The organism is Allomuricauda sp. MMSF_3307 (genome assembly GCF_030733585.1).
GTDB lineage: Bacteria > Bacteroidota > Bacteroidia > Flavobacteriales > Flavobacteriaceae > Flagellimonas.
Genome location: NZ_JASHIQ010000003.1, coordinates 481,695 through 500,035, shown reverse-complemented (window position 1 = coordinate 500,035; position 18,341 = coordinate 481,695). Strand labels below are relative to the sequence as shown.

At 43.2% G+C, this 18,341-nt stretch carries 23 protein-coding genes and 5 tRNA genes; 6 read left to right on the top strand and 22 right to left on the bottom strand.

The features are described 5' to 3' along the window. Positions 1–2: 2 nt before the first annotated feature. The 22 genes from rplA to RBB12_RS10565 form a co-directional block, all read right to left on the bottom strand. Complete coding sequence (rplA, locus tag RBB12_RS10670) at positions 3–695, bottom strand: 50S ribosomal protein L1 (RefSeq protein WP_306013479.1); 693 nt, start codon at positions 693–695, stop codon at positions 3–5. 20 nt (positions 696–715) lie between these two features. Beyond that, the gene (rplK, locus tag RBB12_RS10665; protein WP_127140998.1) at positions 716–1,153 is read right to left on the bottom strand and encodes a 50S ribosomal protein L11; all 438 of its coding nucleotides are present in this window, start codon (positions 1,151–1,153) and stop codon (positions 716–718) included. Between the two features lie 67 nt (positions 1,154–1,220). Further along, the gene (gene nusG, locus RBB12_RS10660) at positions 1,221–1,772 is read right to left on the bottom strand and encodes a transcription termination/antitermination protein NusG (RefSeq protein ID WP_127140999.1); all 552 of its coding nucleotides are present in this window, start codon (positions 1,770–1,772) and stop codon (positions 1,221–1,223) included. A gap of 12 nt (positions 1,773–1,784) precedes the next feature. Next, entirely contained in the window at positions 1,785–1,973 is a 189-nt protein-coding gene (gene secE, locus RBB12_RS10655; protein WP_100817505.1) for a preprotein translocase subunit SecE, read from the bottom strand. 21 nt (positions 1,974–1,994) lie between these two features. Then, positions 1,995–2,067 (bottom strand) — tRNA-Trp (locus RBB12_RS10650). A 71-nt stretch (positions 2,068–2,138) separates the two neighbouring features. Beyond that, positions 2,139–3,326 carry an elongation factor Tu gene (tuf, locus tag RBB12_RS10645; protein WP_179385071.1) on the bottom strand — a complete coding sequence of 396 codons (1,188 nt, stop codon included), beginning with the start codon at positions 3,324–3,326 and terminating at the stop codon, positions 2,139–2,141. Between the two features lie 48 nt (positions 3,327–3,374). Then, a tRNA-Thr gene (locus RBB12_RS10640) sits at positions 3,375–3,446 on the bottom strand. A 90-nt stretch (positions 3,447–3,536) separates the two neighbouring features. After that, a tRNA-Gly gene (locus RBB12_RS10635) sits at positions 3,537–3,609 on the bottom strand. A gap of 79 nt (positions 3,610–3,688) precedes the next feature. Then, a tRNA-Tyr gene (locus tag RBB12_RS10630) sits at positions 3,689–3,771 on the bottom strand. 22 nt (positions 3,772–3,793) lie between these two features. Further along, positions 3,794–3,867 (bottom strand) — tRNA-Thr (locus RBB12_RS10625). Between the two features lie 101 nt (positions 3,868–3,968). Beyond that, a complete protein-coding gene (hpf, locus tag RBB12_RS10620; protein WP_179385072.1) occupies positions 3,969–4,271 on the bottom strand; it encodes a ribosome hibernation-promoting factor, HPF/YfiA family in 303 nt (100 codons plus the stop codon). 54 nt (positions 4,272–4,325) lie between these two features. After that, complete coding sequence (xerA, locus tag RBB12_RS10615; RefSeq protein ID WP_306013480.1) at positions 4,326–5,216, bottom strand: site-specific tyrosine recombinase/integron integrase; 891 nt, start codon at positions 5,214–5,216, stop codon at positions 4,326–4,328. Positions 5,217–5,313: 97 nt separating this feature from the next. Further along, a complete protein-coding gene (gene rpsU / locus RBB12_RS10610; RefSeq protein WP_090299076.1) occupies positions 5,314–5,508 on the bottom strand; it encodes a 30S ribosomal protein S21 in 195 nt (64 codons plus the stop codon). Between the two features lie 91 nt (positions 5,509–5,599). Continuing rightward, on the bottom strand, positions 5,600–6,769 hold the full coding sequence (locus tag RBB12_RS10605; protein ID WP_179385074.1) for an acyl-CoA dehydrogenase family protein: 1,170 nt from the start codon (positions 6,767–6,769) through the stop codon (positions 5,600–5,602). A gap of 10 nt (positions 6,770–6,779) precedes the next feature. Continuing rightward, complete coding sequence (locus RBB12_RS10600; protein WP_306013481.1) at positions 6,780–7,634, bottom strand: ComEA family DNA-binding protein; 855 nt, start codon at positions 7,632–7,634, stop codon at positions 6,780–6,782. Between the two features lie 21 nt (positions 7,635–7,655). Beyond that, the gene (locus RBB12_RS10595; RefSeq protein ID WP_179385076.1) at positions 7,656–9,719 is read right to left on the bottom strand and encodes an amino acid carrier protein; all 2,064 of its coding nucleotides are present in this window, start codon (positions 9,717–9,719) and stop codon (positions 7,656–7,658) included. Positions 9,720–9,804: 85 nt separating this feature from the next. Continuing rightward, complete coding sequence (locus RBB12_RS10590; RefSeq protein WP_293283633.1) at positions 9,805–10,812, bottom strand: TrkA family potassium uptake protein; 1,008 nt, start codon at positions 10,810–10,812, stop codon at positions 9,805–9,807. Between the two features lie 3 nt (positions 10,813–10,815). Beyond that, positions 10,816–11,043, bottom strand: a complete 228-nt coding sequence (locus RBB12_RS10585; protein WP_179385078.1) for a PspC domain-containing protein — start codon at positions 11,041–11,043, stop codon at positions 10,816–10,818. 8 nt (positions 11,044–11,051) lie between these two features. Further along, positions 11,052–12,332, bottom strand: a complete 1,281-nt coding sequence (locus RBB12_RS10580) for a DUF2851 family protein (protein WP_306013482.1) — start codon at positions 12,330–12,332, stop codon at positions 11,052–11,054. 21 nt (positions 12,333–12,353) lie between these two features. Next, entirely contained in the window at positions 12,354–12,665 is a 312-nt protein-coding gene (locus tag RBB12_RS10575) for a rhodanese-like domain-containing protein (protein WP_306013483.1), read from the bottom strand. 81 nt (positions 12,666–12,746) lie between these two features. Continuing rightward, positions 12,747–13,379: a thioredoxin family protein gene (locus RBB12_RS10570; protein ID WP_306013484.1), complete on the bottom strand. Its 633-nt coding sequence runs from the start codon at positions 13,377–13,379 to the stop codon at positions 12,747–12,749. A gap of 6 nt (positions 13,380–13,385) precedes the next feature. Further along, the gene (locus tag RBB12_RS10565) at positions 13,386–13,931 is read right to left on the bottom strand and encodes a TlpA disulfide reductase family protein (RefSeq protein WP_306013485.1); all 546 of its coding nucleotides are present in this window, start codon (positions 13,929–13,931) and stop codon (positions 13,386–13,388) included. A 134-nt stretch (positions 13,932–14,065) separates the two neighbouring features. Here RBB12_RS10565 and RBB12_RS10560 point away from each other — a divergent pair, with 134 nt between their 5' ends. The 6 genes from RBB12_RS10560 (at position 14,066) to RBB12_RS10535 (ending at position 18,325) form a co-directional block, all read left to right on the top strand. Further along, positions 14,066–14,512, top strand: a complete 447-nt coding sequence (locus RBB12_RS10560; protein WP_306013486.1) for a MarR family winged helix-turn-helix transcriptional regulator — start codon at positions 14,066–14,068, stop codon at positions 14,510–14,512. A 4-nt stretch (positions 14,513–14,516) separates the two neighbouring features. Further along, positions 14,517–15,149 (top strand): NAD(P)H-dependent oxidoreductase, encoded by a 633-nt coding sequence (locus tag RBB12_RS10555; protein ID WP_293283627.1) that lies wholly within the window; start codon positions 14,517–14,519, stop codon positions 15,147–15,149. A gap of 34 nt (positions 15,150–15,183) precedes the next feature. Further along, positions 15,184–15,753 carry a YceI family protein gene (locus RBB12_RS10550; RefSeq protein WP_179385085.1) on the top strand — a complete coding sequence of 190 codons (570 nt, stop codon included), beginning with the start codon at positions 15,184–15,186 and terminating at the stop codon, positions 15,751–15,753. 281 nt (positions 15,754–16,034) lie between these two features. Continuing rightward, positions 16,035–16,235, top strand: a complete 201-nt coding sequence (locus RBB12_RS10545; protein ID WP_313882849.1) for a GIY-YIG nuclease family protein — start codon at positions 16,035–16,037, stop codon at positions 16,233–16,235. A gap of 123 nt (positions 16,236–16,358) precedes the next feature. Continuing rightward, positions 16,359–17,756: an anthranilate synthase component I family protein gene (locus tag RBB12_RS10540; RefSeq protein WP_306013487.1), complete on the top strand. Its 1,398-nt coding sequence runs from the start codon at positions 16,359–16,361 to the stop codon at positions 17,754–17,756. Positions 17,757–17,758: 2 nt separating this feature from the next. After that, complete coding sequence (locus RBB12_RS10535; protein WP_306013488.1) at positions 17,759–18,325, top strand: anthranilate synthase component II; 567 nt, start codon at positions 17,759–17,761, stop codon at positions 18,323–18,325. The last annotated feature ends 16 nt before the right edge of the window (positions 18,326–18,341 follow it).

Sequence of the window (18,341 nt, the reverse complement as noted above, 5' to 3'; positions counted from 1 at the left end):
AGTTATTGAACTGCTTTTGGATCTAATTGAACACTAGGACTCATGGTGCTGGACAAGTAAATACTCTTCATGTACACACCTTTTGCTGCAGAAGGCTTCATTTTGATAAGGGTTTCGATCAACTCCCTCGCATTTCCTGCGATTTTGTCCGCAGAGAATGATGCTTTTCCGATTGCAGCGTGTACAATTCCGGTTTTGTCCACTTTAAAGTCTATCTTACCGGCCTTCACATCAGATACCGCTTTTGCAACATCCATAGTTACTGTTCCGGTCTTTGGATTGGGCATTAAGCCCCTTGGTCCCAAAATTCTACCTAATGGTCCCAATTTACCCATAACGCTTGGCATAGTGATAATCACATCAACATCTGTCCAACCGTTTTTGATTTTCTCCAAATATTCGTCCAATCCTACAAAGTCAGCACCAGCTTCTTTGGCCTCTGCTTCTTTGTCTGGAGTCACCAATGCCAAAACTTTTACGTCCTTACCTGTTCCGTGGGGAAGGGTAACAACACCACGCACCATTTGGTTGGCTTTTCTTGGGTCTACGCCCAAACGAACTGCCAAATCAATGGAAGCGTCAAATTTTACATTGGTTATTTCTTTTACTAAAGCTGATGCCTCTTCCAAAGTATAGAGCTTATTCTTGTCTATCTTGGCGTGGGCCTCTTTCTGCTTTTTAGTCAATTTTGCCATTTCTTAATTGCTTTCAGATTTTAAAAAGGTCTTGTTCCGGCTATTTTCAGACCCATAGATCTTGCAGTACCTGCAACCATACTCATTGCAGACTCCACGGTAAAGGCATTCAAATCCGCCATTTTGTCTTCGGCGATTGCTTTTACTTGATCCCAGGTTACCGAACCATTCTTAACCCTGTTAGGTTCTCCCGATCCTTTTTTAATCTTGGCTGCTTCCATCAATTGAACTGCCGCAGGTGGTGTTTTTACAACAAACTCGAAAGATTTGTCTTTGTAAACGGTGATAACAACAGGTAAAACTTTACCCTGTTTGTCCTGTGTACGCGCATTAAACTGCTTACAGAACTCCATGATGTTAACACCAGCAGCACCTAAGGCGGGTCCAACCGGTGGCGATGGGTTCGCAGCACCTCCCCTAACTTGTAATTTAACTACCTTATCTACTTCTTTTGCCATTGTTTCTAATTAAATTTAAAGTGTGTCAATTGGAAGCAACACAGCTTTATATATGTAACAGCTCTTGTTATACTTTTTCTACTTGCATATAGCTGAGCTCCAATGGTGTCTTTCTTCCGAAAATCTTCACCATTACCTCTAGCTTACGCTTTTCCTCGTTGATTTTTTCCACGGTTCCATTGAATCCGTTGAAAGGTCCATCGATTACCTTGACCGTTTCGCCCAATACAAATGGGATTGCAACATTGTCCGTATTCACGGCCAATTCATCCACCTTACCGAGCATACGGTTTACTTCTGACTTTCTTAGCGGAATGGGGTCACCTCCTTTAACTTCGCCCAAAAAACCGATAACATTGGTTATGGAACGAATGATGTGGACCATTTCACCGCCAAGATTGGCCTTGATCATGATATATCCTGGAAAGTAAACCCTTTCTTTATTGATTTTCTTTCCATTTCTGATCTGAACAACTTTTTCGGTAGGTACCAGAACTTCATCAAGATAGTCGCCAAAACCGGCGCGCTCTACCTCGCTTTCAATATAGCCCTTGATCTTGTTCTCTTGACCACTGACCGCTCTTACTACATACCATTTTTTCTCCAGAACCTCAGACATATCGACCGATCTTTACCCTATTAATTTTTCAAAATACAATGTGATCAAATTACTGAACAAGGAATCCACGCCCCAAGTTGCCAACGCAAACAAGATGGAAAATACAGCTACGATTACCATAAGGTTGGAGGCTTTACCTCTTTCCAACCAGGTAACATTGTTCTTCAATTCTTCAAATGATTCCTTTATGTAAGTGACCATGATTTATGTATTTTGTACTTGCACGGGAGGAGAGACTCGAACTCCCGACACCTGGTTTTGGAGACCAGTGCTCTACCAACTGAGCTACACCCGTTTATATTTACACTGAAAGGTATCCCGAAGAAATCGGGACACCCTTGAGTGCAATTTTATAGTAATCGAATCTTAATCTAGAATCTCGGTAACCTGACCAGCACCTACTGTTCTACCACCTTCACGGATAGCGAAACGTAGACCTACGCTCAATGCGATAGGCTGAATCAAATCAACAGTGATTGTCAAGTTATCTCCAGGCATTACCATTTCAACACCATCAGGCAAGTTAATGTTACCTGTTACGTCAGTTGTACGAACGTAGAACTGAGGACGGTAGTTGTTGTGGAATGGAGTGTGACGTCCACCTTCTTCTTTTTTCAAGATATACACCTCTGCTTTGAATTTAGCGTGAGGCTTAACAGAACCTGGCTTACAGATTACCATTCCTCTTTTGATATCGGATTTCTCGATACCTCTCAAAAGAAGACCTACGTTATCTCCAGCTTCTCCTCTATCCAAAATCTTACGGAACATCTCAACACCAGTAATGGTAGAAGACAATTTCTCAGCACCCATACCAATAATATCCACAGGGTCACCTGTGTTGGCAACACCAGTTTCGATACGACCAGTAGCTACGGTACCACGACCAGTAATGGTGAATACGTCTTCGATTGGCATTAGGAATGGCTTATCAACCTCACGTGTTGGCTCCTCGATCCAAGAATCAACAGCATCCATCAATTCCATTACAGTGTCAACCCATTTTTGCTCTCCGTTCAAAGCACCAAGTGCAGAACCAGAGATTACAGGTCCGTTGTCACCATCGTACTCGTAGAAAGAAAGCAATTCCCTTACTTCCATTTCAACAAGCTCCAATAGCTCCTCATCGTCCACCATGTCAACTTTGTTCAAGAAAACAACGATACGTGGAATACCTACCTGACGACCCAAAAGGATGTGCTCACGAGTTTGAGGCATTGGACCATCTGTTGCGGCAACCACCAAAATAGCACCGTCCATCTGGGCAGCACCTGTAACCATGTTCTTTACGTAATCCGCGTGACCAGGACAGTCAACGTGAGCGTAGTGACGGTTAGCAGTTTGGTACTCAACGTGTGAAGTGTTGATAGTAATACCTCTTTCTTTTTCTTCTGGCGCGTTGTCGATGGAGTCAAAGCTTCTAAGCTCAGACAAACCAGCGTTTGCCAATACAGTGGTAATAGCAGCAGTCAATGTTGTTTTACCGTGATCCACGTGTCCAATGGTACCAATATTTAAGTGGGGTTTGGAACGATCAAAAGTTTCCTTTGCCATTTTAAAATAATTTTAATCTTAGTTTATATTAGTGTACAAATCGTTTTGAGCCAATGAGGGGATTTGAACCCCTGACCTCTTCCTTACCAAGGAAACGCTCTACCCCTGAGCTACACCGGCCTATGGGTTATCAGGTTTAGAGTTTAAAAGTTACAAGTCTAGCTCGTTAAAACTTCAACCTTCGTCTTGAAACCGCAGTTTCAAATTTAGAGCGGGAGACCGGGTTCGAACCGGCGACATTCAGCTTGGAAGGCTGACGCTCTACCAACTGAGCTACTCCCGCATTTTTTTTGGGCCTAAACCCAAACATTCCATTATTTCAAAAAACCTTTTATCCCAATTGTTCCGACGAACAATCTTTGTGGGGGGAGCAGGATTCGAACCTGCGAAGGTAAAAACCAACAGATTTACAGTCTGTCCTCGTTGGCCGCTTGAGTATCCCCCCGCCTTATTTTCAGTAATTTACGAGCCGATAGAGGGACTCGAACCCACGACCTGCTGATTACAAATCAGCTGCTCTAGCCAGCTGAGCTATATCGGCATTTCACCGCTTTTTATTCACTAAAAAAGCCCGCTATTTCTAACGGACTGCAAATGTATATATTTATATTTTAATTCAAAATAAATTTTGAAAAATTTTCGTCAGGCGTTCGCCCTCATCTTTTCCTTCTTTTTTACCAATTGTCTTTCCAAGGAACTACAGGCGGAATCCACAGCCTCCTCAAAGGACTTGCATTGTTTTTTGACCATGATTTTATCCCTGGGGATGAACACCATGATTTCCACAATCTTATTTTCTTTTGCACTTGTGTTTTCCACTTTGAGATACACATCCGATTCAATGACCTTGTCATAGAACAATTCCATCTTGTCCATTCGCTTTTGGATAAAGTCAATGAGTTTACCATCAGCTGTAAAATTTACCGATTGTGCGTTTACTTTCATAAGACGACGTTTTTAGTACTGTCCGGGACAGTGAAGTTAAACAATACAAGAATGCTACTTCTTGTTTCTTGGATGGGCCTTCTGGTGTACCTTCTTGAGTTCGGCAATACTATTGTGCGTGTACACTTGCGTAGATGCCAAACTTGAATGACCCAATAGTTCCTTTACGGAATTTAAATCTGCCCCCCTGTTCAGCAAGTGCGTTGCAAAGGTGTGCCTGAGTATGTGTGGACTCTTTTTTACCTTGGGGGACACCAAACTAAAATACTTATTTATAGTTCGATAAACAAGTGTTTCATAAATTTTAAGACCTTCTTTTGTTAAAAATAGATACTGCGAATCGACTACCTTTTCCAACTTGAAGCGTTCTTCCAAATAGCTCTTGATTTGCTCCACAGTAGAGGACAAGATGGGAACGATACGCTCTTTGTTCCGTTTGCCCAGCACTTTGAGCGCATCACCAGAAAAGTCAATATCCGTCACCTTTAAGCTCACAAGCTCAGCCCTTCGCATTCCCGTGGCATACAACAGTTCAATGATGAGCTTATCACGGATGCCTTCAAAATCATCTTCAAAAGGAATTTCGGAGAGTATGGTATCCATCTCCATTTCAGAAAACGGCACCTCTACCTTTTTACTGGTTTTAAGCGCCTTGTGCTTGACCAAGGGGGAGACGATAATGTCACCGACCTTCAACAAAAAACGGTAGTAGGCCTGAAGTGACGAAATCTTTCTGTTGATACTCCTATTGGAAACTCCCTGCTCCGATAAATGAACGATCCAATTCCTGATCAAGGGGTAAGAAACAGTTGCGATATCCTGTTCATCATGCTGCTCCTTGCAGAAGCCCGAAAAGCTTTTCAAATCCCTCTCGTACGCCTTGATGGTATGTTGGGAGTAGTTCTTCTCCAATCTCAAATAGGATATGAAAGCAGACAGCGACATATATCAAAGGTAACGATTCAATAATGTATAGATATAAAACGAAAAATCCCGTTCCAATATTGGAACGGGATGGATATATTTTGTTGAAGCTGTAAGCCTATACTTCTTCTTGGTCCCTAAGACCTTGAATGTACTGTGCTTTTTGAATTTGCGCTCTACGCTCCACAGAAGGTTTGGTGAACTGCTGTCTTGATCTTAACTGACGCATGGTACCTGTTCTGTCGAACTTACGTTTGAAACGCTTCAAAGCTCTATCGATGTTTTCTCCTTCTTTTACTGGTATAATTAACATGGGCTACAACCTCCTTTCTTTAAAATTTTGGTCTGCAAATATACAAATGAAATTCAATGGGTAAAGAAATATTTTACTTTTTTGATTCTTCCTACACCATTCGCTTTTTGTACTCCTTTTTATCCACAATGATCTTGGCCAAAATTTCCCTCAAAATTTCCGAGGTACCTCCCCCAATGGGGCCCAACCTACTGTCGCGGCTCAAACGCGCCATCGGATAATCTTCGATATAGCCATAACCGCCCAAAAACTGAAGACAATTGTAAATGACCTCATCGGCCATTTTTGTGGATTTGAGTTTGGAAATGGTAGCCTCTTTCACCACATAGGCACCCTTTTCCATTTGTGCTACGGTAGCGTAATTGAACTGTTTGCAAAGCAACATATCGGAATAAAGGTCTACCAATCGATGGCGTAGTGCCTGGAATTGATCTATAGTTCTGCCAAAGGCCTCACGCTCGGACATGTATTGCAAAGCATAATCCAAGGCAAATTCCGCCCGGGCATGGGCATTTACGCCCATCACCAAACGCTCCAGGGCAAAAGCTTCCATGATGTAGGCAAAACCTTCGTTCTCCTCTCCCAATAGATTGGCGGCCGGCACCTCTACATTGTCAAAAGCCAATTCTGCCGTATCGGAAGCACGCCAACCCAGCTTGTTCAGCTTGTTGGCGGAAACACCCTTGGCATTTCTGTCCATAATGAACATACTGATACCCTTATTTCCGGCATCCTTATCCGTTTTGGCAGCAAGTATGATGTAATCCCCATACACCCCGTTGGTGATGAAGGTTTTGGAGCCGTTCACAATATAAACGTCCCCATTCTTCTCCGCAGTGGTTCGCATGGCTGCCACGTCGCTGCCCCCAAAAGGTTCAGAAACACCCAAACAACCAATTTTTTCGCCCAATACACTGGGCTCCAAATAAGCGCGCTTTTGCTCGTCGTTGGCCAATTTGTTCAAATAGGTCATGGCCAAATACTGGTGGGCCCACATGGCCGCGGCAAAACCACCGGAATTTATTTTTTGTAATTCTTCGAGGAAAATAACAGTGTAAAAAAGGTCGAGGTCCAAACCGGAATACGACTCAGGGGTCATCAAACCAAAATACCCCATTTCGCCAAATTTGTTCCAAATAGCCCTATCTATCTTTCCGGTTTCCTCCCATTGTTCTATATGGGGAACTACTTCTTTCTGTAAAAAATCCTTTAAACTTTCGCGGAATAAGTTATGCTCTTCCGTGAAGTACATATCATTCATAGCAACTATTTTATAGAGACAAATATAACGCTATTCTATCTAGTTTTTCTGTTGGAAATCCTTCAACCTGACTTAAATCCCCAAACGATGCAAATAAACCATTTTTATCTCGATAGGCAACGATATTGAACGCCAAGGTCTTATTGATGTAAACCAACTGGGACAACTCATCCAAAGTCGCTTTATTGACATTGATTTTTACCACAGTGGGAGGGTCTTGCACTTGATATTTCCGTAAAGTCCTTTCCACTACTTCGGGCTGCAAGCCGTACACATCGTACAATTGCTCGTTCACCAAAAAGCCGCCCAACCTATCCCTGAACTTTACAATTCTCTGGGATAAGGTGGCCCCAATACCATATATAGTTTCCAATTCCTCGACTGTGGCCTTGTTAAGGTCCTTGACCTGGGCCGCAATTGGCTTTTCTGAAACCCGCTTTGATTTTGTTTTTGCTTTTCCGGCCCATTCCGGAAATTTGAAATAGGGTGCCATTTGATGCAAAAGAGAGTCGGAAACTTGGGTAACAGCTTGAAATTCTTTCGCAGAATTCACAAAATTGCCCTCTTTTCTAAAGGCGGACAGTCTATCCCATTCGGTCGATGACAGCCCCAAGGTGTATGCCTTGTAATCGGAAAGGTAATTGGGGTTAAAAGGGAAAATCCTTTGGGATGCTTCAAACTGTTGGTTTTTAAGGCTATCCAACTTGGACTGCTCCACTGCATTCAGCACAAAATTATTTTTCAGGGGTGCTGGATTTGCTTTAACCAAATAATACACACATTGAAGCAGAACCACTATCAGCAATAAAAAGAAAATCCCACTTCGTTCCTGTTTGTTGAACCTGAAGTGGGATTGTTTTCTCATTGTATGTTTATACGGAAAGGATTAGCTTTTCAACTTTTTAAAGAGTTGACCTGCCTTTAACTTCGTTAGATAACCATCCAAATCTTTGCGCACCTCACCGGACATAATATACAATCCGATAATGTTCGGGAAGGACATGGCCAAGATCATCATATCCGAAAAGTCCAGTACTGCACCCAAACTCACGGAGGCTCCAACAACTACAAATACCAAGAAAAGCATTTTGTAGATCATTTCCGAACGCTTGCTCTTTCCAAAAAGATAGGTCCAAGCCCTCATCCCATAATAAGACCAGCTGATCATGGTAGAAAAGGCAAATAGGAATACCGCTAATGCCAACACGTAGGGGAACCATGAAATTTGGCTACCAAAGGCATCGGAAGTCAATTGGGCTCCTGCCATTCCTTCCACTTCGTGCATTCCTGTAAAAATCAAAACCAAAGCGGTAAGGGTACACACCACAACGGTGTCGATAAACGGCTCCAACAAAGCCACGAATCCTTCGGATGGTGGATGGTTGGTTTTTGCCGCACTGTGCGCTATGGCAGCGGAACCTACACCAGCCTCATTTGAGAAGGCCGCACGTTGGAACCCGATGACCAAAACACCCAGGATTCCACCTTTTAAGGCTGAAGGGCTGAATGCGCCATCCACGATCGCAGAAAACGCTGGGCCAATATTTTGAATGTTCATGATGATTACAGCCAAGGCTGCTACAATATAGATGGAGGCCATAATGGGCACAATCTTACCGGTCACCTTTGCAATACTGCTGATTCCACCGATAATCACCACACCTACCAAGATGGCAGTGACCACACCGAACCAAAATCCGTTACCGGCAAGCACTGGGAATTGTCCTGCCAATTGTTCAAAGGATTGATTGGCCTGGAACATGTTCCCTCCTCCAAAAGAGGCTCCCACGGCAAGCAATGCAAAAACACCTGCCAATACTTTTCCAAAACCTTTAAGGTTTCTTTTTTCCAGTCCGTAACGAAGGTAGTTCATCGGACCACCGAATACCCGCCCATCAGGAAGGATATCACGATATTTTACCCCCAAGGTACACTCCACAAATTTGGAGGACATCCCTAGAAGACCACAAACAATCATCCAAAAAGTAGCCCCAGCTCCACCCAAGGATACGGCAACGGCCACACCTGCGATATTACCCAAACCTACGGTACCGGAAACTGCGGTAGCCAAAGCCTGAAAGTGGGTCACCTGGCCAGGAGCATCCGGATCATCATACTTTCCTTTGGCAAGGTCAATCGAGTGTTTAAATCCTCTAATGTTGATGAAGCCCATTCGAAGGGTAAAGAACAACGCACCGAACACCAACCATATTACGATAAAAGGAATACCTTTAATAATGGGGTCGCCATTGGGGTGCAACATCGCCACGGGCTCGTCGTACTCGATTTCGGCAAAATAATGTGCGCCCTGCTCAATAACGTGTTCTTGATTTTCAGAATTATAGATGACGTTGCCTTGCTTAACCTTTTGCACCAACTTTCCCTTGGCGTTGGCCTGAATGGTAATATCACCTCGTTTGTCGCTGGTAATAATGGCAACATCTTCCCCTTCAACAACACTTGCTCTGTTTTCCTTGAGCCACTCCTTTAAAATGAACTTATCTTGGGTTTCATTGCTCCAATCCGGAATACCGATCAATTTTACATCAGCGTAAGCAACTGGATCATAAATTCCGATGGCAGCAAAAGGGTCCCAAAACAAAACGGAGCCCAAACCGCCTACTGCAGGGGTCATGGTTCCGTTAAAGACTTCTGTGATGGATTGGGTTTCCACTGTAAATTCCTTGGTTACCGAATTACCGGCAGCGTCCGTGACCACCACAGTGTACGCGATGCCTTCCACAAGGCCTTGGGCCGATTTTGAAGTGAGCGGGGTTTCTTGATCGCTCCACTTATAGGTGTAGGGCTCTACCCCTCCATCTACTTCAAGCTCAATAGCCCCATCATTGATATTATCGGAAACATTATAGGTTTTGCCAACTACGGTCAATTCCTGTGCAAAACCAGTGGTCAATGCAAAAAAAGACAATAGAGAAAGAAAATACTTCATATATTGGAATTAGTTAGTTTTCGGTATGGTAAAGGCAGCAATATCCAAAAAAAAATCAACGCTATCAAATTTTATGTTTTTTTAACTAACCAATCTGAAACATTTGATTTAATTTCCGTATTTGCTCGGGTCGTCCCAGCACGATCACCTTGCTTTTGGGCTGTAGAATAAGGTCCGCCTCTGGGTTGATGATGTAGTTTCCTTCGGGATCGATATAACCGATAATGGTGCAGCCCGTTTTTCTTCGAAGGTCCAGATCGCGCAAAGAGTTGCAATCCATCTGGTCGGTAAAGTCTTCAATGCTGACCTCTTCCAAGTTGGTCGTATGCTCCCCCTCAATGGAAAGTTGATCCAAAAATGTAATCAAATCTGGCATGACCACCAATGAAGCCATATGGTCGCCCCCAATTTTATCGGGCATGATCACTTTATTGGCCCCAGCAAACTCCAATTTTTTTACAGAGGTGATTTGAGAGGCCCTACTGATGATGAAGAGGTCCTTATTGAGTTGCCTAGCGGATAGTACGATAAACAGGTTGGCCGAATCATCGGGCACTGCCGTAATCAAATATTGTGCACGTTCGATGCCCGCTTGGATGAGCACATCATCCTCGTTGGCATCCCCTTCCACGAACAATACCGTTTCCTCGTACCGATCTATAATTTCCTTATCCTTTTCTATAACCACAAACGGCTTTTTATAGGCTATTAATTTTTCCGCTGCCTGCATACCGTTCCTACCAAAACCGCAGACCACCACATGGTTGGAAAGACTATCTATCTGTTTCTTCACTTTTTTCTTTTTTAGTAGTTCGAGCGAGTTTCTACCCAGAATATATTCCGTGACCACGGAAATGGCAAAACCAAAGATAAAAACACTGGTAACGATTAAAAATACGGTAAAAATCTTTGCATTGGCATCCAATGGCCTTACCTCCGAAAACCCGACCGTAGTAACCGTAATAATGGTCATGTAGATGGCCTCCACCCAAGTGAAATCGGACAGCATTTTATACCCGACCACCCCGAATACGAGCACCACCACCATTAAGGAAAGGGCCAATACTATTTTGGAGCGCATCAGTCTTATCATTGATTAAAGGTCAAATACAGAGGTTCTTTTGGTGTAAATCAAGTCTTTGATCCGTAGCCAAAATGCGATAAAAAGGTAAAGGGCAAAACCAAAACCCAAGGTCACAAAAGTCAAGTAAATAAAACTGGTACGAACCACACGGGCACGTATGCCCAAGCGTTCCGCAATCCGTCTACAGACCTCGAAACCACGCTTTTGAAAATAATATAATGTATCGTAAAACAAAGACATGGTTAAAATTATGTATTTCTATTTAATAATTGGGTGCCGATGACGCATTGCATGCATTTATTTTTCGTGCAATAATTACTGTAAAGCTGCAATTTGGCCTGACTCTCCAAGGCGTTTTGCGTTTTTGCACCTATACGCCCAAAATTTTTGATGATGGAGTTGTCTTCCGCGTCCAGCTGGGACAACAGTTCTATCAAATCCTCGTTCATGTCCTGCCCTGTATATTTGGCATAGCAGAATTTTAAGGGCAGCAGAACATTCATGGTCAGAAGATCCTTAAAGCCTTTGGACAATCGCTTGGTGCTTTTTTTGGAAACCTTACCGAACGTATAATGGTTATCCCAGTAGGCCCCTGCCGTAACTTCCAAAGTTGTGTAAACATCTTCCTTGCTCTTGAGCAGCATCAGTTCGGAAAACAAATGGTGCCTACCCGAATACAACTGTACCAATTGCGAAACCCGAATCGTGGGGAAGTTCGGTGGCCGAAGACCAAAAAACGCAGGCTTCGGTGGGTTTTGGTCCAAACTAAATTTATGCGCCAAATACTGAAACTCCTTTTGAAGTCGAGTGTAGTAGGTATCAGAACAATCAACTTCACCCAAAAGCCCAAAATGGCCAAAAAGCAGAGCCTCCAATTGCAGGGGTTCATTACTGACCTTTCGCATCACCGAAAAATCCAACCGTTGTGCCCGTTCCAAAAAATGGGCGCCATTGACGGTCGATCCAAAACTTTTGGCCAACAACATAAACAAAACCGCCTCCCAGTCATTTTTGGTTGCCCCCAACAGTTCTGCTATCAATTTAGACTTGTGTTCCAGCCGTTCGATGTACAAGCGGTGGAGCCAATTCTCCACCAAAAATTCATCTACGGCCTTCCAATCCTTTTCACAGTTGATAAATGTAGGCCTTGCGTTTTCAACCAGTTCGCGATACCGGTCCAACAGTTCGTCGGAGACATATTGGCGCACTTCCATGGTCGGTATCTGGGAACCATCTTTCCTAAAAACGGCAATGTCATCCTCCCATACAACGTGGAGAATGACATTGTCGTAGTTTTCATCCGATTCGTGATGGTGCACGTACCAATCCGAGGATTTGAGGTGCATCTCCACATTGCCAGCCCAGAGCTGGCCATCAATTTCGACTCTTGCATCAAAAAAGTCTGGGCCTGCCAAATGGTTTTGGATTCCAGTTGCCTTAATGGCAACCGAGGTTCCATTAGTGGTACGCAGGCCAATCTTGGGAAGTTTGTTGTGCCTCCATATAAAATAAAGTAGGTCTTCTCGCATTGATTTGGGACAAATGGAGGTCTACTCTGCTACATCGCCTTCCCAGTTCATAAAGCCACCTTCCAGATTATAGGCATTCTCAATTCCGATACTGTTCATCAAGGCGCAGGCCTGTCCGCTTCGGTTGCCCGATCGGCAGTAGACGTAATAGTTTTTGGACTTGTCCAGCTTTTCGAGTTCGTCCATAAACTCTTGTCCCAAATAAATATCGATGTTGGTAGCTCCGGGAATATACCCCTCCTCTACCTCTTCGGGGGTACGCACATCCAAAATAAAGGCGTTATCGTCGTTTTGCAGTTGTTCCGCCCACTCTTCTTGTGATAGATTTGACATTATTTTTCAATTTAGATTCCTACAAAAATAAAAATCCGAAGCGTTACTCCGGATTTCTAATGGTTTTATTTTGATGATGGCCTATTTGATGCCACATCCGATAGCTTTTGTCGTTTTCGGGTTGACTTCGTTGCCGGCCAACATGGCATCCACGGCATTTTCCACAAATTTCTCATCCACTTGTGAAGCATCCTGATAATTGTCGTCGATAGCTCCAATGTATTTCACTTGGTTCCCTGAAGCTGTTTTTTCCAATATGAAAACGTGGGGCGTCCGTGTAGCGCCATACGCCGGATATACCTTTTGGCCTTCATCGAACAAGTAGGGAAAAGTAAAGCCTTTTTCCGCAGCGCGCTCCTTCATTTTCGCAAAACTGTCGCCCGGCTTGGCGCTGGGGTCATTGGGGTTAATGGCGATTACAGGAACACCTTGGGATTTGTATTTGGCGTCCAAATCCATGATCCTATCCTCATAAGCTTGCGCATATGGGCAGGTGTTGCAGGTAAAAATCACGATAAACCCTTTGGCCTCCTCAAAATCAGAAAGGGACACCATGCTGCCATCCACATTTTTCAATGAAAAATCGGTGGCCATATCGCCTACCTTGTAACCTTTATCCAAACTATGTTCGTTCGCCACTTTAAAACCAGTGGCAAATGCTGCCACAAAAACGACCAGCAAAGCTGACCATCCTAAAATTCTTCCTCTTTTCATGCCATACTATTTTGTAAATTGATGTAATGCTTCATTAAGTTCTTCGTACGTAAAACCACGTTCGTAAAAAGCTCGCTTGTCCTTATTATATATTAAGGTAGCTGGAATGCCTCCGCTCCATTCTTCGGATACTTTGGGAATCCAGTCATTCTGCTTGGGATCATCCAATATCACCACTTCGGATTGAATGTCTTTGTTCTCCACATAAGGCTCCAAACGCGACTTCCACATATTGGGCATATCCAAACTGACCAAAATAACTTTTACATTGTTATCCTTTTGCTCGGCATTGATTCGCTCAAAATGGGGCATTTCCTCTATACAGGGCTTACACCATGTGGCCCAAAAATTAATCACGTAGGTAGTGCCGTCATCTTTATGGAGAATAGGTTCAAAGGCCGCAAAATCATACACCGGGAACTTGACATCGGTATCGGCAGTTTTTTCCTTGGATATGGTAGTGGCCTCTCCTTCGGCTTCATTCGGCTCTTTTTTCTTTTCGGCACAGGACCCAACCATCATCGCTAGGGCCAAAACAATCAATCTCTTCATTCTCTGATTTTTAGGCCCTCTAAAATACACACCTAAAAAATGCCATTCCATTCTTTAACAAAAATTTATCGGCCCAAAATTTGGTACATCCATCAAAATCGTTTTACATTTGTATATACAATTATTGTTTGTACATGAATGTTGAAGAAGTCATAAAAACCTCAAAAAAGATTCCCTTGGAGCCTAGGACAATCATACATATGGAATTGGTGCACAATAAAATCAGTGAGATGATGACGGCTACCCTAAAGCCTTTTGAGGTTTCCATTCAGCAATTCAATGTACTTCGCATATTGAGGGGCCAACAGGGAAATCCAGCCAATCTTTCTACCATAAACGAAAGAATGGTGACCAAAATGAGCAACACTACCCGTTTGGTGGATAAACTTATTGCAAAAGGTTTTGTGAACAGAACTGTCTGCCCTTCCAACCGTCGTAAGGTGGAGATTCTGATCACCGACTCAGGTCTCAAGGCTCTATCACAAATGGATGAAGCTTTGGACAAGGCCCATGACACCATCTTGGTAAATTTTACCAAACCAGAACTCGAACAATTAAATCAACTATTGGATAAATTTTAAACTAATGAGCAACGTTTTAGAACATAGAACATGGCGCTACGCCACCAAAAAATTCGATCCCAGCAAAAAGGTATCGGAAAACGACCTTCAAACCTTGTTGGAGGCCACTCGCCTAAGTGCATCCTCTTATGGGTTACAGCCTTACCACGTATTTGTGATCCAAGATCAAGACCTTAAGGAGCAATTGAAGCCGGTCTCATGGGGGCAGTCACAGATTACGGATGCATCGCACATCATCGTTTTTGCCAATGCCACCGATTTTGGGGAAGAGTTGGTAGATGATTATTTGGCCAACGTTAGCGAGACAAGGGGAATCCCGACCGACAACTTAAAAGGATATTCAGACTTTATGAAGTCCAAATTGATGGACCTGCCCAAGGATATGAAAAGCAATTGGACAGCGAGACAAGCCTATATCGCCTTTGGAAATTTGATGCAGGCAGCGGCCGAGCTTAAAATTGACACTTGCCCCATGGAAGGCTTCGAGACAGAAAAGTACAATGAGATTTTAGGACTCAACGACAAAAACCTGAACGCAGCGGTCGTATTGGCAGTTGGTTACCGTTCTGAAAAAGACGAAACTCAGCATTTGCCCAAGGTGAGAAAATCAAAAGAAGAATTATTTACACATATATAAATCATTAACAATTAAAACAGAAATTACAACAATCATGAAAAAGACAATTTTGAGCTTAACATTGATGACCCTTGTGGGTTCATCCGCTATCGCAAACCCGATCAAAGAAACCAAAGAAGTAAAAACAACTGAAAGTACCGTTACTTGGAAAGGCTACAAAGTAGGAGGTTCTCACACAGGAACCATCAGCCTTCAATCCGGCGCTTTGGAATTTGACGGGGAAACCTTGGTAGGTGGAGAGTTTGTTGTGGACATGGCAAGCATCAACACCACCGATTTGGAAGGAGAGTACAAGGACAAATTGGACGGTCACTTGAAATCCGACGACTTTTTTGGCACTGCCAATCACCCAACGGCCAAATTGGTGTTCACCAAAGTGACATCAACCGGAAAAAACTCCTACGATGTTACTGGCGACCTTACCATTAAAGGTACTACAGAGCCAGTCACTTTTGAGGTATCCGTTTACGGTGACAAAGCAACTGCTTCCTTGAAAGTGGATAGAACCAAATACGATGTAAAATACGGGTCAGGTATCATCGGTACTGCCAAGGACAAATTGATCTATGATGAGTTTGATTTGGTAGTTGATCTACAGATGTAATCAACTCCTATTTAGTGTGTGGAAATCCCGTTCGAGCTATTCTTGGACGGGATTTTTTATTTTAAACAAAACATTGTTGTCCCGTTAAAAATTCCTCCCTATATTTGAGCCTATGATTTCTGGAACAGCAAATAACTGGTGGTGGATAAACTTACGTCAAACGTCGTGAGCTAAGTCCCCATTATAACCATATAAGAGGCTTGTCATCACGACAAGCCTTTTTCATTTTTAAGAACTTTAGATTTGATTTCCGCGAAGGCGGAAATCCTAAATATTAAAAAATGAGTTTTTATGTCTATATCATATCCAATAAGAAAATGGGAACTATTTATATAGGCTATACCAACGATCTAAAAAAGAGAATGTACAGGCACAAAAAAGGTATCGGGAGTAAGTTTGCAAGTAGATATAATCTTAAAACATTGGTCTATTATGAAAAATTCAATTTCCCAATACCTGCCATAAGAAGAGAAAAACAATAAAAAAAATGGAATAGGAGTTGGAAAATCAACCTGATAAACGATTTTAATCCAAATTGGGAAGATTTAACCTATTTCTTTGATTAACCAAAAATAGATTTCCACCTGCGTGGAAATAGAAACAAAATGACTTATTCATTAAAGACCCATTACAAAAAAATCCTCGCGGACACGATCACACCCGTTAGCGTTTACCTGAAGATCAGGGACAAATTCCCCAACAGCATTCTTTTGGAGAGTAGCGACTACCACGCGAACGACAACAGCTTTTCGTATATCTGTTGCAATCCCATTGCTTCCATTAAAGTGGCGAACGAAATCATTACACAGCGCTTTCCCGATGGGACAAAGAAAGAAATCGCGATTACCCCGGAAACGGATGTGACCCAAGTAATCCACAACTTCGGCCAGCAGTTCAAAACCACACAAAATGGCTTCAAGTTTATTTATAATGGGCTATTTGGGTATATGGCCTACGATGCCGTTCGTTATTTTGAAGATGTGGAGATTTCCAAAAAGGAAGATTCGGCCCATATCCCAGATATTTATTATGCCGTTTATCAGAATATAATCGCCATCAACCATTTTAAGAACGAGGCCTATCTCTTCGCCCACTGCTACAATACCGAAAGTAACGTGGAGGAAATGGAGCAACTTTTCAGCGTTCGCACCTTCGCTTCCTACAATTTCACCAAACAGGGCAAGCCTGAATCCAATCTTGAGGACGAAGACTATAAAGACCAAGTTGCCCTGGCCAAAAAACATTGCCAGCGTGGCGATGTGTTCCAATTGGTTCTATCCAGAAGGTTCAAACAAAAGTTCAAGGGAGACGAGTTCAATGTGTATCGGGCACTACGTTCCATCAACCCCTCCCCTTACCTATTTTATTTTGATTATGGAGATTTTAAGATATTCGGAAGTTCCCCGGAAGCACAATTGATCGTGAAGGACGGCAAAGCCGAAATCCATCCGATAGCCGGAACCTACAAACGTACCGGAAATGATGAAAAAGATGCCGAATTGGCCAAAAAATTGGCACAGGACGAAAAGGAGAACAGCGAACACGTGATGCTCGTTGATCTTGCCCGAAACGATTTAAGTCGCAATGGCAACACCGTATATGTGGAAACCTATAGAGAGGTACAGTATTTCTCCCATGTAATCCACTTGGTATCCAAAGTAACCGGACAAAAGAAAGAGGACAGCACTACGATGAAAGTAGTGGCCGATACCTTCCCCGCGGGCACCTTGAGCGGCGCGCCAAAACATATGGCCATGCAGCTCATAGAGAAATATGAAAAAACAAGCCGATCTTACTACGGGGGCGCTATTGGGTTTATGGACTTTGAGGGCAACTTTAACCACGCCATCATGATACGCACCTTCCTGAGCAAGGACCACGAATTGTATTACCAAGCCGGAGCTGGTCTGGTAGCGGCATCCAACCCCGATGACGAACTACAGGAGACCTACAACAAATTGGGCGCATTGACCAAGGCGCTGGAAATCGCCGAAACAATCTAAGCATGGGACGAAAGATTTTAATGATAGACAACTACGATAGCTTCACCTACAATTTGGTGCATTATCTGGAAGATTTGGATTGTGAGGTCACCGTGAAACGGAACGATCAGCTCACCTTAGAGGAGGTGGAACCGTTTGAATACATAGTACTTTCACCAGGACCAGGGATTCCCGATGAAGCTGGATTGCTGAAGGAAATCATCAAAACTTATGCACCTACCAAACGTATTTTTGGAGTGTGCCTGGGACTACAGGCCATTGGGGAGGTATTCGGAGGAACATTGATCAATCTGGACCAAGTTTATCACGGAGTGGACACCACGATTACCGTTACGAAGGATGACCCTATTTATCAAAATATGCCCAAAACCCTGCAAGTAGGAAGGTACCATTCCTGGGTGGTAGACCCTAATTTGCCCGATGATTTGGAAATCACAGCGGTAGATGAAAACGGACAGGTAATGTCACTTCGGCACAAAACCTACGATGTGACCGCGGTACAATTTCATCCCGAATCGGTTTTGACCCCCGAAGGAAAACAAATGTTGAAAAATTGGTTGGAAAGCTAGAAATATGTCTTTCCTG